The organism is Cytobacillus pseudoceanisediminis (assembly GCF_023516215.1).
GTDB classification, from domain to species: Bacteria; Bacillota; Bacilli; order Bacillales; family Cytobacillaceae; genus Cytobacillus; species Cytobacillus pseudoceanisediminis.
In genome coordinates, this window is the sequence record NZ_CP097349.1 from 3,123,073 (window position 1) to 3,139,566 (window position 16,494).

The 16,494-nt window shown below is 43.6% G+C and carries 10 protein-coding genes and 2 pseudogenes; 2 read left to right on the forward strand and 10 right to left on the reverse strand.

Going from position 1 to position 16,494, the window contains the following annotated elements; genetic code table 11:
* Positions 1-162 precede the first annotated feature (162 nt).
* The 3 genes and pseudogenes from M5V91_RS30560 to M5V91_RS16765 all read right to left on the reverse strand — a co-directional run bounded on the left by M5V91_RS30560 (position 163) and on the right by M5V91_RS16765 (position 6,450).
* A pseudogene (locus M5V91_RS30560) lies at positions 163-3,727 on the reverse strand (bifunctional 2',3'-cyclic-nucleotide 2'-phosphodiesterase/3'-nucleotidase).
* A gap of 212 nt (positions 3,728-3,939) precedes the next feature.
* Positions 3,940-5,178 carry an ATP-binding protein gene (locus M5V91_RS16760; RefSeq protein WP_019382597.1) on the reverse strand — a complete coding sequence of 413 codons (1,239 nt, stop codon included), beginning with the start codon at positions 5,176-5,178 and terminating at the stop codon, positions 3,940-3,942.
* 138 nt (positions 5,179-5,316) lie between these two features.
* Positions 5,317-6,450, reverse strand: coding sequence for a zinc-dependent alcohol dehydrogenase (locus M5V91_RS16765; RefSeq protein WP_251156785.1), 1,134 nt, complete (start codon positions 6,448-6,450; stop codon positions 5,317-5,319).
* A gap of 267 nt (positions 6,451-6,717) precedes the next feature.
* Between M5V91_RS16765 and M5V91_RS16770 the strand changes: the two genes are divergently transcribed.
* A complete protein-coding gene (locus tag M5V91_RS16770; protein WP_284522285.1) occupies positions 6,718-7,929 on the forward strand; it encodes a S8 family peptidase in 1,212 nt (403 codons plus the stop codon).
* 66 nt (positions 7,930-7,995) lie between these two features.
* On the opposite strand, the pseudogene tatC reads toward M5V91_RS16770, so the two are convergent.
* The 4 genes and pseudogenes from tatC to M5V91_RS16790 form a co-directional block, all read right to left on the reverse strand.
* Positions 7,996-8,720 (reverse strand): annotated as a pseudogene (tatC, locus tag M5V91_RS16775) (twin-arginine translocase subunit TatC).
* Positions 8,721-8,765: 45 nt separating this feature from the next.
* Positions 8,766-8,960 carry a twin-arginine translocase TatA/TatE family subunit gene (locus tag M5V91_RS16780; RefSeq protein ID WP_284521353.1) on the reverse strand — a complete coding sequence of 65 codons (195 nt, stop codon included), beginning with the start codon at positions 8,958-8,960 and terminating at the stop codon, positions 8,766-8,768.
* A gap of 9 nt (positions 8,961-8,969) precedes the next feature.
* Positions 8,970-10,610 (reverse strand): PhoX family protein, encoded by a 1,641-nt coding sequence (locus tag M5V91_RS16785; RefSeq protein ID WP_009335006.1) that lies wholly within the window; start codon positions 10,608-10,610, stop codon positions 8,970-8,972.
* A gap of 178 nt (positions 10,611-10,788) precedes the next feature.
* A complete protein-coding gene (locus M5V91_RS16790; protein ID WP_009335008.1) occupies positions 10,789-12,246 on the reverse strand; it encodes an alanine/glycine:cation symporter family protein in 1,458 nt (485 codons plus the stop codon).
* 265 nt (positions 12,247-12,511) lie between these two features.
* On the opposite strand from M5V91_RS16790, the gene M5V91_RS16795 reads away from it, so the two are divergent.
* Positions 12,512-13,720, forward strand: a complete 1,209-nt coding sequence (locus M5V91_RS16795) for an MFS transporter (protein ID WP_009335010.1) — start codon at positions 12,512-12,514, stop codon at positions 13,718-13,720.
* Positions 13,721-13,759: 39 nt separating this feature from the next.
* On the opposite strand, the gene M5V91_RS16800 is transcribed toward M5V91_RS16795, so the two are convergent.
* The 3 genes from M5V91_RS16800 to M5V91_RS16810 all read right to left on the reverse strand — a co-directional run bounded on the left by M5V91_RS16800 (position 13,760) and on the right by M5V91_RS16810 (position 16,433).
* Entirely contained in the window at positions 13,760-14,161 is a 402-nt protein-coding gene (locus tag M5V91_RS16800; protein ID WP_139266796.1) for a VOC family protein, read from the reverse strand.
* Positions 14,162-14,208: 47 nt separating this feature from the next.
* Positions 14,209-15,543, reverse strand: coding sequence for a CoA-disulfide reductase (locus tag M5V91_RS16805; protein WP_251174008.1), 1,335 nt, complete (start codon positions 15,541-15,543; stop codon positions 14,209-14,211).
* 101 nt (positions 15,544-15,644) lie between these two features.
* On the reverse strand, positions 15,645-16,433 hold the full coding sequence (locus M5V91_RS16810; RefSeq protein ID WP_284521354.1) for a class II aldolase/adducin family protein: 789 nt from the start codon (positions 16,431-16,433) through the stop codon (positions 15,645-15,647).
* Positions 16,434-16,494: the final 61 nt, after the last annotated feature.

A 16,494-nucleotide genomic window follows, 5' to 3' on the forward strand; every position in this document is an offset into this window, starting at 1 on the left:
GTTTTTAATAGTCTAACAATACTGTTATTTTAATATTTTGATAATATTTGAATGGGTAATTGTAATTAATTCATTCGCTGAAACGAGAAAAATAGGTACTTTCACCTATTTTGAGGACATATAGAAAAGGGAGCATCAGACTGCTCTGATGCTCCCTTCCTATTATTTATTCAATTTTGTAATCCTTCCTTCAACCGCTGGGTTTACTTCTTTCTGTTCTTTGATGTAGCTGATTAAAGCATCAAGGTCGACAATATCCACTGTGCGGTTTTTACCGTTTAAAAGAGCGCTGTAGCCGTCTCCGCCATCAGCCATATAGTTGTTTACCGTCACAGAATATTCCTGTTCAGCAGCGATTGGCGTTCCATCTGTCTTTACTAAAGATACGATCCGATCTCCGGCAGCTCTCGAAGAATCATACGTTACCTTTAAGCCGGAAACATGCATGATTCTCTCTTTTGAACCCCATTGCTGTTCAAAAAGTTCTTTTATCTGGGCACCGGTCAATGTCAATGTCACAAGGTCATTTCCGAAAGGCTGTACCGTAAAAGCTTCTTTCCACGTAATATCTCCAGCATCAATGCCTGCACGGACGCCGCCTGAGTTCATGAAGGCAAAATCGGTATTGGTCTGCGCAATCATGGAATCTGCAATCAGGTTGCCCATCGGAGATTCTCCATCAGCATTTACCTCTCTCGTAATACCTGTTGAAGAATGACCGATGACTTCATTTAAAATCGGAGCGACATCAGCAATATAAGCATCAAGCATTTGCTTAATTTCTGCAACAGGTTCAACGTCACGTGTGGCGCTTACGATTTCAGCCTTTTTAGCAACAATATCTTTTGTCACTGGATCAATTGTTAAGTCCACATCGGAAAAAGCAGTTCCATACGAATAAGATTGAACAAGCAATTTCCCGTCCACCACAGTATTTGTGTACTGATGGTTATGGCCGCCAAACATCACATCCACTTCATCATCAACTGCATTCGCAATGTCAGCGAGTTCCTCTTGAGGGTTAGACCCATCTATATCGGACTTTACAGGGTTATGAGTAATGACCACAATCGATTTAACACCCTGTTCCTTCAGCTCAGCTGTGTACTTGTTGATTGCTTCCGCTTCGTCCGTGAATTCTACACCTGCCGTTCCGCTTGGCGTAACAATTCCAGGAGTATCGGAATAGGCAATGCCAATAAAGCCGACTGGCACTCCATTTACTTCTTTAATTACATAGGGATCAAGGATTGGCTCCTTTGTTGTTTCATCCACTACATTAGCTGCAACATACGGGAAGTTTGCTCCTTCAAACTCGCCATACTTCTCCACAGTTTTTGGATGGGCCCCGCCATTGATAAGGCGTCGCATTTCGTCTACCCCTTCATCGAATTCATGGTTGCCGACTGTACCTATATCAAAGCCGATCTCATTAAGCATTTTAATTGTTGGCTCGTCCTGAAGAAGGGCCGAAACAGGGGAGCTCGCCCCTACTGCATCACCTGCATGCAGCATAATTGTATTGGGATTCTCTGCTTCACGCTGTTTTAAGTGTGCAGCTAAATACTCGATTCCACCCGCATTCAAACCGGAATTAAATGTATCAAGCTGACCATGGATATCATTGATCCCCAAAAGTTGGACTTCAAATGGCTTTGGCTCCGGGAATTGAAGCGAATATTTCGCAAAGCCATTGGCTGCTTCCCCGCATAGCCGATTCCGCTGCCTTCAGCAATCGCATCCTTTGCATCCGGTGAAGATTCGAACGTTACATTTACGCCACCGGCAACCGGTGCAAATGACCAATTGGCATCTGCAGAAGGATCGATGGTTTGTTCTTCTCGGATATAATCAATGATCGCCTGGCGGTTTTCATCCGGATAAAGCTCTACTGCCGTGTTGTTTCTAACTCCAGGGAAAGTGCCGCTGGCCCGATAATTATTTGTCACAACGATGAATTCCTGATCCGGATCAATAGGTGCTCCGTTATACTGAAGATTTTTGATTCTGTTTGCATCAGCATTAACCTGCTTGCCATCTTTATCATACTTAGCAGGTTCTGTTACATCGATCTCATATGTCACACCATCGATTACATCATAGTTATAAGTAGGGAAATCATTATTAATGAGTGACTGTTCTCCCGCTTCATTATCTTTTATCTGATTGAACTGGCCTGCAGACATTTCAAGCCATTCCTTCACATCTGCCCCTTTAATTTTTACCGTAGCGACTGTATTCGGATACAGGTATAGATCGGCTACATTTTTAATGGCGATTGTGCCTTCAGGGATATATGTGTAATAGCTTGCCCCGTTGCGGCCGCCTGCTTTAAAAGGAGCTCCCGCCGAAAGCACTGGTGTATTTTCATCTGGTGTTCCTTTTAATTGCTTCTCAATATACCACTTCTGTGCATTCGTCACAATTTGAATGGACGGGTCATCTTTTACAAGTGCAAAATAGCTGTGGATATCAGCTTTTGTTTCCCCGACAGGCTGGCGGACATAATTCACGGTTCCTTCATGCTCTTCCTTTACAGCTTTCAAAATAGCAGGATCTGCATCTGCAAGACTTTCCTTGACGGTCGCGCCGGATTCATTTTTATAACTTCTAAAAATAGACCTTAAAGATGACTGGGAATCCTTAACCTCCCACTTGCCCTTTACCTTGGCAATAGTCAGGTCCATAACGCCAAGCTGATTGCCCCAGCTGCCAGGCATGATGAAGGGCACCCCGTTGACCGTTCCCTTTTCTGCATCCACTTCAGGAAGATCGGTGAAATCTCCCGGAAAATTCTTATGGTTGTGTCCGGAAATAACCGCATCAATGCCTTCTACTTTTGTTAAGTCGTAGGCTGCATTCTCTTCCATCTCAGCATATGCTGCGTCCCCCATGCCGGAGTGCGCAAGTGCAATGATAATGTCCGCACCTTCTTCTTTCATTTTAGGAATATTGGCTTTTACTGATTTTACAATGTCTTTTGTGATGATTTTTCCATCAAGATTGGCTTTGTCCCATTGTGTAATCTGCGGAGTCACAGCACCGATAACCCCAACCTTAATGACCTGTTTTCTTCCTTTTTCATCAACGACTTTTTCTTGATGATTTTATATGGTTTAAAGTAATTTTTATCGTTTTCCGGATTATTATCATCGTCGTCTTTGTAGACATTGGCATTTACATAAGGAAATGGCGCATCATCCAGAACCTCATCCAGATATTCGAGGCCATAATTGAATTCATGGTTTCCTACCGTAGCGGCATCATAATCTAATAGTTCCATAGCCTTGAACACGGGATGCATTTCCCCATCCTCAAGCTGATCTACTTTTGCTTTATAATCGCCAAGCGGATTACCCTGAATGAGGTCTCCGTTGTCAAATAATAATGTATTCTTTGCTTCTTTTCTTGCCTGTTTGATTAAGGTAGCTGTTTTAGCCAGACCAAATTCAATGGTTTCTGCATCTTTATAGTAATCATAGTTATAAAGGTGTGTATGTATATCTGTTGTTCCCAGTATCCGCAGGCTTACTTCATGGCTGAATTTAAGTTCCGGTTTCCCTGTATGATCAGGCTTTGCCGCCATGACAGAATCATATGAAATAGGAGCTGCTAAGACAGATAGGGCCATCGTTGTTGCGAGTATCGTCTTTCCAAGTTTGCGCATAGGCTTTTTCAAATGAATACATCTCCTCAAATTATAGTAGATTAGGATGATAACATTCATAATTCTATCTATTTTTAGACTTATTTGAGAATGAGCAATTAGTCGGAATTAACATAGGAAAATTATTAAATTTTTGTAAAAAGAAGCCTATTTGCCTAATAAAATACAGCACCCTCATAGGGTGCTGTACGATTTCGAATAGTATTATTATAATGTCAGTTACTAATTTCCAGGTCTGCCCTGTATATTAAATGACATCACCCTGAATTCTTTTATTGGGTTGGCTGCTCTATAGGAATAGTAAGAGTCACAATTGTCCCTATCCCCTTTTCACTTTCAAACGTGATTTCCGCCTTGTGTTCATCCACAATCTGCTTGGTAACCATCAGCCCTAAACCGGTTCCATCCGGCTTAGTTGTATAAAATGGATCCACGACCCGTTCCATATTCTCAGCATCAATCCCGCAGCCTTCATCTTTAATGCTGATTAAAACCTTGTCACCCTCCGCCACTTTGGCCGAAATCAGGATCGTGCCGCCTTCTGGCATAGATTCCATCGCATTCTTGATCAAATTAATAAAAGACTGCTTCAGCATATTTTCGTCACACTGAACTTTAGGAACAGCTTCCAGATTTTCTGTTTCGACACGGATATTCTGATTGGCTGCCTGTTCATGTATGATCGAGATGACATAGTTAATCACTGCATTCAGTTCAACTTTTTTAAACAGAGGAAGCCTTGGCTTGCTTAGGATCATAAGGTCATCGGCAATCAGATTAATGCGGTCGATTTCCTCAATCATGATCTTGTAGCGGTCCTGGTCTTCAGGATGTTTTTCCATCTGCAGCTGAGTAAATCCTCTTAAAGCTGCTAAAGGATTTCTTACTTCATGGCCGACTGCGGAAGCCATCTGTCCGACAGCAGCCAGCTTTTCAGTCTGGCGGAGCTCCTGGAAAACATGTGTAAGCGAGTGAATATAGGAATAGAAGCGATTCAGCAGAACATATGAAACACTTGAAAAAATGGCCATAAGCACGATTGGCACCATTACCTTTTGGCTGCTCAACAGTAAACCAGCCAGAAGATACTTCGCAATCATTCCGCCGGTTACTATCCAAAAATAGCGCTTATTCACAAAAATCGGCGCAAATATAATAAATAAAAGTTCTACTGCGCTTCCGCTCTGAAATTCCTTCGACTCACCGAAATAGATCAGCATGCTGTTACTAAAATCTATCAGGAAAAAGCCTGCAAAAAATAAGTATTTTACCTGAAAAGGGCGTTTTGTCCTGATTAAATACAGCGCTAAGGGCAGGAGTCCGATAATAGCCAGATAATACCCCCATCCAAGCCCGCCCTTTGGCAGGCCGGTACTGCCGCCAGTATTGAGGGGAAACAGATAATAATAAAACAAATCATAAAGTGTTAATATAATAAAGAATAGCCATATAAAAAGCTTAACTGCTTTTGTTTCTTCTTTTATCAAAGTCTGTTGGTTAAAGCCTTTCATTTCCATGCTCCTTGGTTAACTCTATTAATAATGTGTCTTTAGCACTATTATATACGTTTATGTCGAAATATGTATATTATGTTATATTCTTAAACTTCAAAAAACCAGCCAGGGTATATCCAGGCTGGTTTGTGTTTGTTAAGGTTTTAAGATGACTTTAATGCAGTCATCTTCATGGTCATTAAAAATTTTATACGCCCGATCAGCTTCTTCGAGCGGAATCTGATGGGTGATGATAGACTTCGGATCGAATTCCTTATTCGTTATTTTTTCAAATAGCTCAGGCATGTAGTGAACCACAGGCGCCTGGCCCATTTTAATGGTGATGTTTCTCGAGAAAAATTCCTCCAGCGGGAACATATTATAAGTCAGCCCGTACACACCTGTCAGCTGGACAGTTCCGAATTTGCGGACAGCTTTCGTCGCGATTTGGATCGGGCCCAGCGTTCCGCCCTGGAGCTTAAGCTTCTGCTCGATTTTTTCAACAGCGGATTTCTTCCCGTCCATGCCGACACAATCAATGACTACATCAGCTCCGCCCTGGGTGATTTCTTTTAGATAAGCTCCCATGTCATCATATTTCGTAAAGTCATAGACTTCCACATCATTGGTAAGCTTGGCGTGATTGAGACGGTAATCGAGATGATCTACTGCAATTACCCGTTTAGCTCCTTTCATCCAGGCAAATTTCTGGGTCATTAACCCGATGGGACCGCAGCCGAGGACGACGACTGTGTCTCCCGCTTTAACGCCTGAATGTTCTACACTCCAATAGGCTGTCGGCAGAACATCCGATAAAAAGAGCAGTGATTCATCCTCCAGTTCGCACGATTCCGGTATAACAAATGGCATGAAATTGCCAAACGGCACCTTTAGAAACTCTGCCTGGCCGCCCGGATGGTTTCCGTATTTCTCGGTATAGCCAAAGTAGCCGCCTGAATCATTATGCGGGTTCGAATTATCACATTGGCTTTCCATATCATGCTGGCAATAGAAGCAATGCCCGCACGATACATTAAATGGGATGACCACCCTGTCGCCTTTTTTTACCCGTGTCACATCAGGACCTGTCTCCTCAACGATCCCCATGGGTTCATGCCCGATAACATAACCTGGCCGCAATGGCATATTCCCCTGATATAAATGAAGGTCCGATCCGCAAATGGCGGTTGACGTGATGCGGACAATGACATCATCCCGCTTTTCAATTCTGGGATCCTCTACATTTTTTACTTGAATATCTTTCGCTCCCTGGTAGGTTACAGCTCTCATATTTCACACTCCTTTATTGACTTAATAGGCTATACCCTCGTTGGGGATCAAATAACTCCATTTATATCCAATTTACAGATTGAAATATTTTCCTCGAATGTAAATTTTCATTAAAATCAGAAAAATAGTACAAAAGGTCCGTTTAATTATTCTGAATTTTGTAAATATAATAGAGTCACAGCTATTCAGCTGTGACCATACATATTCTGAGAGGAGATTTTGGATGAAGAAAAAAGAGTCATTGGGTCAGCATTACTAAGTGCAGCAATGGGACTATCTGTATTTGCGTCAGGGGCATTCGGTCAGCAGGTTGAGAGCAATGAAACCTATCGGGTTGTCATTCAGGGCCCAAGTGCAGAAAAAGCAAAGGCAAAATCGAACTATGGAGCACGATGGGATTTTGGCCAGAAAGGTTTTACTACTACGGTTAATGCTAAACAGTATCAGGCACTTTTAAAAAATAAAAACTTAAAGATTGATAAAGTTGAAGAAGTAAAGAACTCACCTGTGACCGCAGCAAAACCTGGATCAGGGGCTGCATCAGCTCCGGCAGACGGTACACCTTGGGGAATTGAGGCCATTTATAATGACAGCTCCATCCAAAGCACTTCAGGCGGAAACGGGGTAAAGGTTGCCGTGCTGGACACAGGTGTAAATACAGCACATGCTGATCTTGCCGGACAAGCTGAACAGTGTAAGGACTTTACACAAAGAAAGTCACCTTTAATTGACGGCAGCTGCGGGGATAAGAACGGACACGGCACACATGTTGCGGGTACTGTACTGGCTCATGGCGGTGATAACGGACAAGGTGTTTATGGGGTAGCCCCAGACGCAGATCTCTGGGCATATAAAGTGTTAAATGACAGAGGATCAGGGTATTCTGATGACATCGCCGGAGCTATTAAGCATGCGGCCGATGAAGCGGTCCGCACAGGATCTAAAGTGGTCATTTCCATGTCATTGGGTTCAAGCTCTAAAAGCACATTGATTGCAGATGCAGTTGATTACGCCTACAGCAAAGGTGTCCTGGTAGTTGCTGCTGCCGGAAATGATGGTCCTGCCGATAACACGATTGGCTATCCTGGCGCATTGGTGAATGCTGTTGCAGTAGCGGCTCTTGAAAATGTTCAGCAAAATGGTTCTTACCGTGTTGCAGATTTTTCATCAAGGGGCAACCCTGCTACTGATGGCGACTACCTAATCCAGGAGCGTGATGTCGAGCTCTCTGCACCAGGCAGAGCAATTGAATCCACCTGGTATGATGGCAGCTACAGCACAATCAGCGGTACATCCATGGCTACTCCTCATGTATCCGGATTAGCTGCTAAGATCTGGGCTCAGAATCCATCCATGAGCCACACCCAGCTTCGCAGCGAGCTTCAGAACCGGGCCAAGCAAAATGATATTCTTGGCGGAACAGGAGCTGCAGCTGGTGACGATTATGCATCAGGCTTTGGCTTCCCTCGTGTTAAGTAAGAGAATAATAGAAAAGCTTGGACATTTACGGTCCAAGCTTTTTTTGTGTTTTGATTTTTATTATAGTTACTGCAAAACAGCCTGCTTTTTCTGCTTTCGGTTATAAATGATTTTGGACAGGCTTACACTCACCTCGTACAGCAGCAGGAGAGGCAATGTAACCAAAATATCTGAAATAAAATCGGGCGGTGTAACTAAAATCGCCACCACAATCAGCACGAAATAGGCATACTTCCTTATCTTCTGCAGCGAATAGGGATTGAGGATGCCAAGGCTGGTCAGGAACATAATCACAACCGGAAGCTCGAACAGAAAGCCGAATGGCAGTGTTAAATGCAGCACGAATTGAAAGTATTTTTCCGTTGTAAAAAAGGCGGTGAACATATCTCCCGATAAGGTCATTAAAAAATTCAGAACCAGCGGCAAAAGAATGAAATATCCGAATGCTATACCGGTAATGAACAGGAAAAATAACGCGGGAATATAGGATAAGGCTACCTTTTTTCCATTCCGGTAAGCGCCGGGCTGACGAACAGCCAGATTTGATGGGCAGCTACCGGGATGGCGGCTGCAATGGCGACAACAGACGCAAGCATAAAATAGACCCATAGAATCTCAGAAGGACCGAGAACAGCCAATTTAAAATCCAGATCCCTAACCAGCCACTGGTAAATGTCGCTGACAAAAATAAAGGATAGTGCCAAGAACGCTATAAAGACAGCCGCTATAATCATCAGCCTCTTCCGAAGCTCTTCAAAATGCTGGAGGACATTTACTGCCTCATTATTCATATTATTCACCTCACTATAAAAGGAAGGAAGATATCTCTCCCTTCCCTATTCATTCTTATAGCAATTCTTTTTCTTTTCTTCCGGCTGTTCGTCTGAAACCAGTTCGCGTGTGGATTTTTTAAATTCTTTCAGGGTTGTGCCGAATGCCCTGCCGATTTCAGGAAGCTTGGATGGGCCGAAAATGATCAGCGCCAGCACTAGAACAATAATCAATCCTGGTATCCCGATATTTGATAGCATAATAACCTCCTAGTATTTGAAGCCTGTAATCGCCACAACTCCCGGGCGCGGCATAGTATCTCCCTTGCGGTGCGGCCATTTGCTTGTCAGATTGTTCAGGTCTTCCGTCTCTTCTCCCGGATGCTGAATGGACAGGAACAGGGTTGTTTCGTTTGGTGTAAAGGATGGTCCAGTTAGTTCTGCTTCAACGGGAGCTGAAGCAAACTGAAAGGCTTCGCCGGTATTTTTTCCGATAGTCGGGATGACGAACATGCCATTGTTGGCGAAATGCGTGTAGATTCCTGTATTCAGCTTGCTTGATGACATATCTGTTACCGTCCAGAGATTGCCAAGGCTATCGAAAGTTAGATTATCAGGTGCACTGAAGCCACTCTGTTTTCCGCCGGCTGCGAAAATTTCAAAATCAAAAGTCAGTGCACCCAAGTCATCTCCCTCTTCAATAAATCTAGTAATATGGCCGTGGAAGTTGCCATGTTTGTCATTGTTGGTGTGGGCAATGAATACCGTTTTATCAAACGGGCTGATTTCCACATCTTCCGGACGGTCAGTAGGTGTTCCGCCAACAAGCAGAGCTGCTTCATGGCAGTGAACAGCCACATCGGCCTGTGTTTGGAATTTCTTTAAAAGATCTGCATTCCCCTTGACAGCTTTCTGCACATTTTCGATAGTTAATGGCACCCATTTTCCGCTGCCCATATTAGCCACATAAAGCGTCCCTTCTTCAAGAAGGTCTGCATTTGCTTTTCCGCGGGATTTTACATATTTATTTTTGCTGATGAACTTATACACGCATGCATCTTTCTTATCATCACCCATATAAACCACAACCCGATTGTCATTGGTCAGGCCGACTGCTGCATTTTCATGGTTAAAGCGACCAAGGGCGGTGTGCTTGCGCGGCTTGAAATTAGGATCAAACGGATCGATTTCCACAATCCAGCCATAATGAGTTTCATTTAATCCTGCATCCTTTGAGGTAGATTCGAAATTCTCCTCAGCTGATAAAACCGTGCCCCACAATGTCATGCCGCCAGAACAATTAGCAAAAGTTCCCTGTACATTCGTTGCACCACCCACTGCTTTTGAACCTTTGGCAGGACCTGTGAGCTGGAATGGAGTCAAGCCTGTAATACGGCGCGCATATTTGGAATCCGTGTCCATTTTCCAGGTGCCTTCTTTATCACGGTATACCTCGATAATTGATCCTCCCTGGTTGTATAGCATTTTCTGAATTTGCGCTGCCGTATACTTGCCATTTGCCGGCCTTGCACCATGAACAAATAGATCGCTTGAATATTCATGATTCACCCATAAGAGACCACGCTTGTCCTTATCAATTGGAAAATATAATGTAAAGTCATTGTTAAAGCCGAATGTATCGCCTTTTTTGTTAATGACATCTCCATATGCTGCCACAACATCGTATTTGTATCCACGTGGTAAAACAAGGTCATCTTTATCTGTCGGGTCAATCGGCTTAAAATTTAATCCAGAGATTTTCTTCTGGAATCCGAATAAATGGGAGGCTGCCTCAACACCCTTAGCTTCCGCTTTTGGAACCATTGCCCCCAAACCTGTCGAAGCGACAGTCAATGCTCCCACACCTGTACCTACATACGTTAAAAACTTGCGGCGATTCAATTCAGTCATCCTAAGCACCTCTTCATATTATTCAATAATATTTGCATCGTATTTATGTACCAAACCCAAGTACAATACTAAAAGATGAATATTAAGAGAATGCTAAGAAATAACCTGAAAATTGTAAAAGTAGTTTAAAGATTGTAAAAAAATGCCCGGCATCAGCCGGACATCTCTTATCTTTCTATTAAGATACTTTTTCTTCCTGCGGCTTGTATTCCTCTTCCCAATACTCAGCATTTTTAATGCCAAGCTTTTTGGAATTGAATACTGGATCAAGACCTTGTTTCTTCTGGGCTTCGTAATCTTTCAGTGCAATCAGAGCCGGTTTTCTTAAGATAACGATGGCAATTAAGTTCAGCCAAACCATCAGTCCCAAACCAACATCTCCGAGAGCCCATGCCAGGCCTGCTGTTTTAACAGCGCCATAGAATGTTGCAGCAAGCAAGACAATTTTCAGGATAAACATAGCCAGCTTGCTGTTCTTGCCATTAATTAAGTAAGCTACATTTGTTTCAGCTATATAATAGTAAGCCATAATTGTTGTAAAAGCGAAGAAGAACAGAGAAACAGCAACGAATCCGGCACCAAAACCAGGAAGTGCAGATTCAACTGCCGCCTGTGTGAAACCAGGGCCGGCTTCCACTCCAGGAAGGTTTTCTACAATTGGAGTCTTTCCATCAGCTCCAACTGTATTGAACATGCCTGTAAATAGAATCATGAAAGCAGTTGCGGAACATACGAATAACGTATCAATGTATACAGAGAATGCCTGCACGAGACCTTGCTTAGCAGGGTGGGAAACCTCAGCAGCTGCAGCTGCATGCGGGCCTGTACCCTGACCAGCTTCGTTTGAATAGATACCGCGCTTGACTCCCCATGCGATCGCGCTTCCGATAATTCCGCCAAACATGGAATCTGCACCAAAGGCACTGCTGAAAATTAACGAAATAACACCAGGCAGTTCGCCAATGTTCATGCCAATAATAATTAAAGCGACTAAAATATAACCCACAGCCATAAATGGTACAGCATATTGAGCAACATTTGCAATACGCTTAACACCGCCGAAAATAATCAGTGCAAGTAACCCGATTATAATAAGGCCTGTTACTGTTTTATCAATGCCAAACGCATTTTCCATTCCAAGTGCAATTGAGTTTGACTGGATGCCAGGCATTAAAAGCGCCATAGCCAGCAATGCAGAAATAGCGAAAAGGACGGCAAACCATTTAATTCCGATTCCCTTTTCAATATAATAGGCCGGACCGCCTCGGTATAGCCCGTCTTTTTTCACTTTGTAAATCTGTGCCAGCGTCGATTCAACGAATGCACTGCCTGCTCCGATAAAAGCAATGGCCCACATCCAGAATACAGCACCAGGTCCACCCATTGCGATGGCAGTGGCAGTACCTGCGATGTTACCAGTTCCTACACGGCCGGAAAGAGCAATAGATAAGGCCTGGAAAGACGAAACGCCCGCTGCGGAACTTTTCCCTTTAAACATGAGCAGTACCATATCCTTGATATGGCGGACCTGTAAAAATCGAGTTAAGACAGAGAAGAACAACCCTATAGCTAAACAGATATAAATAACAGGTGTACTCCATAAAATGCCGTTTAGCTGATTAACAAAAGCTTCCAAACAACTTCCCCTTTTTCATATATATTCTGAATCTTTTTCCTATTAGGAATTATAGAATAAATACTGTTATAAGACAATGTTTTTTTCACGGACTCTGGTAAAAATGTCATAGAAAATTCGGCCTTTCCTTAAAAAAGCCGTTTTTATCATGGTTATCAGGATATATAAAAATTAGATTGATAGCATACCCCTTCCTCTTTTTAGAAATTTTTAGTATTATATATTTAGGGAAACGAAATGTTTCCCGGAAAGAAGTGTTTCAAATATGATAAAACAGACGAAAAGAAATCTAATGATCATGTGGTTTGCCAATTTCTTTGTGGCAGGCAGCATGACGATGGTGCTTCCCTTTATTTCGTTATATATAGAAAGTTTTGGCGACTACTCTCCAACTTATGTACAGCATTGGTCAGGGTGGACATTTGCGATCACATTTGTGACTGCATTTCTTTTTTCTCCTGTGTGGGGAAGAATCGGGGACCTTTTTGGGCGCAGGAAAATATTGATACTGTCCGGAATCGGGATGGGCATATCCATATTCCTGATGGGGTACGTGACAAACGTCTGGCAGCTGTTTTTTCTCAGACTGTTTACGGGGATTTTTACCGGCTTCATCGGAATGTCCCAGGCGTTTATATCCACACAGACTCCGAAGGAAATTGCCGGCAGGGTGATGGGGACACTGCAGACCGGAAGCATTACAGGTTCATTGATGGGCCCCCTTCTCGGCGGAGTCCTAGCTGATTTATTCGGTTTTTCAGATACCTTTAAATGGACCTCCATCGCCATCTTTGTTTCTGCCTTTCTTGTCTTTTTTACAAAAGAACACAAAGTCCAAACAAAAAAGGGCGAGAAAACGCGGTATTCAAGCAAGGCGGTCATCCAGCATATTATCAGCAATCCCGTTTTGCTGACAGTTATGCTGATCTCAACGCTTGTTCAAATCGCACACTTTAGCATTCAGCCTATATTATCTTTATATGTCAGTGAATTGCATGGACCTGAAAATCTGGCGTTCTTTGCGGGAATTGCCTTTTCGGCTGCAGGGCTTGGCAATCTGCTGATGGCCAGGCAATGGGGAAAAATCGGGGACCAGCATGGCTATATAAAAACATTGGTTATTCTCCTCTTCCTCGCAGGCGTGTTTTATCTTCCGGGAGGATTTGTCTCAAACATGTGGCAGCTTGTACTTGTCCGCTTTGCGCTTGGAATAACCATCGGGGGCATCATCCCTGTCCGGATCGCTTATATCCGCCAGGAAGCCCCGGTTGCCATGCAAGGTGAAGTGCTCGGCTACAACACTAGCCTCCGCTTCTTCGGCAACATTATCGGTCCGGTCATCGGCGGTTTGATCTCCGGCTATCTGGGTTTTTCTGCAGTCTTCGTTGTCACAAGCTTACTCCTCATCCTGAGCGGGCTGATTCTGCTCGGAGCGATGAATCGCCATCCCAAGCTTGCGAAGGATTCTTATTGATAACTGAAAAAGCTGCCATAAAGTGAGGCAGCTTTTTCCTTATTCTTTAAAATGGCATACCCCCAGCTTATTGCCGTCAGGGTCTTCAAACTCAAACCACTTTACCGTTCCATCATCCTGGATTGGGCCGGCTTTCACCTTATGCCCTGCCAGATGCTGATGTGCTTCAACAATATCGGAAACATAAAAGTTAAATGGCATATGAGAGGAAGGAATTACTTTTTCAGAACGGACAAGGGTTAAAGGTGTTTCCCCGATTTCCAAGGCTGCATACCCTCCCTGGTCATCCCTCCATCTTACCGGGAAGCCAAGCACAGTGCTATACCATTCAATGGCTTTTCCGAAATCAATTACCTGCAGAAAGACTGTATCGATTCTTGTAAACATTTCAGCCTCCATAAAAGGGATTTTATATGGACAATATTCAACATCTTCTTGCAAAAACCTCCTGAGAAAACTAAAAAGCCAGCGTTTCCGCTGACTTTAATCTATTTTTTCGCTGCGTTGCTTGCGATATGGACAGCATCCCAGACACCCGCAAAAGGCGGGGCATAACAAAGATCCACCATGCCAAGTTCTTCTGCTGCCATATTATTATGGATGGCAACGGCAAATACATCGATTCGGAGGACCGCCCCTTTATTGCCGATGGCGTGGGCTCCGAGGATTCGGTTTGTTCCTTTTTCACAGATCAGCTTGATCCAGATAGGGGTCTGATTCGGGTAATAGCTTGGATGATCTGCGGCTTTCACAAATTCAGTTGTATAGCTGACGCCAAGCTTCTTTGCATCTTCCTCGGAAAGTCCCGTTCTTCCAAGCTCCATATTAAAAATTTTAATCGCGGCGCTTCCCAGAGTTCCCACATAGTTTTCATGGCTGCCGGCTATATTGGCCCCAGCCAGGCGGCCGCATTTATTCGCGTTTGTTCCCAGCGGGATATAATCATTTTCTTCAAGCACTTTGTGATAAACCTGAGCGCAGTCCCCCGCTGCATAAACACCTTCAATATTTGTCCGCATTTCACGGTCGATGATGATGGCTCCATTTTCCGCCAGCTCTATACCCGAACCTTCCAGAAACTTGGTAGCAGGTTTTACACCTACAGCAACAAGCACTAAATCAGCTTTATAAGTTCCTTTATCCGTTTTCACACTCTCCACTTTCCCATTGCCGCTGAAGCTCTCTACCTTTTCTCCCAGATTCAATTCTACACCGTGATCACGAATTTCTTTTTCAGCGATATCTGTTATTTCCTTATCGAAAGGAGCCAGGATTCTCTCTCCCATTTCAATGACACGCACATTTTTGCCGAGGGTTTTCATCGCTTCGACCACTTCGATTCCAATATAGCCTCCGCCAACAATGACAACATCTTTCACTTCTGATTTGCGGGAAATTTCTTTTAATACCATCCCATCTTCCATTGTTTTCAGCACCTGAACATTCTCAAGATCAGCTCCAGGAAATGGAGGCATGATGGGAAACGTGCCTGTTCCGATCATCAGCTTATCGAATGTATCCGTAAACATTTCTCCTGATGCAAGGTCTTTAACAGTTACTTCCTTCTTGCTTGTATCCACTTTTAACACTTCATGCTGAAGATGTGTTTTGATGTTCCTCTCAGAAAATTGCTCCTGTGTTCTTGCGATCATTTTTCGGTAATCATCATTTTCTCCAGATATATAATAAGGAAGACCGCAGGCACCGTAAGATAAAAACTTGCCTTTTTCGTAGACGGTAATTTCAGCTTTTTCATCCATTCTCCTTAATTTTGATGCGGCTGACATACTTGCAGCCACCCCGCCAATGACCAGCAGTTTCATCGGAATCTCTCCTCGCGTTTCAATAAGGTATTCAAGATAGGTTTCGTTAAAAGGTTGAAATTATACAACATTACTATACCCTTATAGCTATCCCACTTCGGCTATTTTAAAACGTTTTTCAAGACTTCTTCGGTTACTTTTTGAACAATGCTTTCGATCATTTCTTCTTGCAGACCGGGAGCTGTCCGGATATTCTTATCATTGCCAGGAACCGGTATTCCGCCTGTTTTAATGCCCATTTTCTCACGGATTGAGATCAAATCTGCAATTTGTCCTGTGCTTAGTTCGTTTGACTTCTGCATGATGTGTTCTGAATACATCAGCATGAGTGCATAGTGTTCCAGTGATTCCATTCGAAAATAGGCCTCTGTGATATCCCTGCCCCAGGTCAGGGCGCCATGGTTGGCAAGAAGAACGGCATTGTAATCCCTGCAGTATGGGGCAATTGAATCAGGAACTTCCTGTGTGCCCGGAGTGGCATACGGGGCAACCGGCACTTTGCCAAGCAGGACTATCACTTCCGGTGATACAGGTTTTTCCAGGCTGATTCCGGCTATGGCAAACGTAGTGGCGACAGGCGGATGGGCATGGACAACTGCCTTTGCTTCAGGGTTTTCCTGATACACTCTGAGGTGCATCTTCACTTCGGAAGAAGGCTTCAGATTGCCCTCTAGCACGTTGCCTAAAAGATCCATTTTGACCATCATTTCAGGGGTCATAAATCCTTTGCTTACTCCAGTTGGTGTTGTCCAGAGTTCATGGTCGCCCACCTTAATGGAGATATTTCCGTCGTTTGCTGCAACGAAGCTTTTATTGTACACTCTTTTGCCGATTTCACAGATCAGTTCCTTTGCTTCCCGATCGCTTATATATGTATTTTGAACAGCCATGGCTGTCAGCTCCCTTCTATTTACATCCACTCCCTATTGTATATTCAAAAGTGATTTGCAT

Excerpts from the sequence above, each read along its gene's own strand:
- M5V91_RS16760 (WP_019382597.1), bottom strand. The coding sequence starts at position 5,178 with ATGAAAGGCTTTAACCAACAGACTTTGATAAAAGAAGAAACAAAAGCA.
- M5V91_RS16765 (WP_251156785.1), bottom strand. The coding sequence starts at position 6,450 with ATGAGAGCTGTAACCTACCAGGGAGCGAAAGATATTCAAGTAAAAAAT.
- M5V91_RS16770 (WP_284522285.1), top strand. The coding sequence starts at position 6,718 with ATGGGACTATCTGTATTTGCGTCAGGGGCATTCGGTCAGCAGGTTGAG.
- M5V91_RS16780 (WP_284521353.1), bottom strand. The coding sequence starts at position 8,960 with ATGCTATCAAATATCGGGATACCAGGATTGATTATTGTTCTAGTGCTG.
- M5V91_RS16785 (WP_009335006.1), bottom strand. The coding sequence starts at position 10,610 with ATGACTGAATTGAATCGCCGCAAGTTTTTAACGTATGTAGGTACAGGT.
- M5V91_RS16795 (WP_009335010.1), top strand. The coding sequence starts at position 12,512 with ATGATAAAACAGACGAAAAGAAATCTAATGATCATGTGGTTTGCCAAT.
- M5V91_RS16805 (WP_251174008.1), bottom strand. The coding sequence starts at position 15,543 with ATGAAACTGCTGGTCATTGGCGGGGTGGCTGCAAGTATGTCAGCCGCA.
- M5V91_RS16810 (WP_284521354.1), bottom strand. The coding sequence starts at position 16,433 with ATGGCTGTTCAAAATACATATATAAGCGATCGGGAAGCAAAGGAACTG.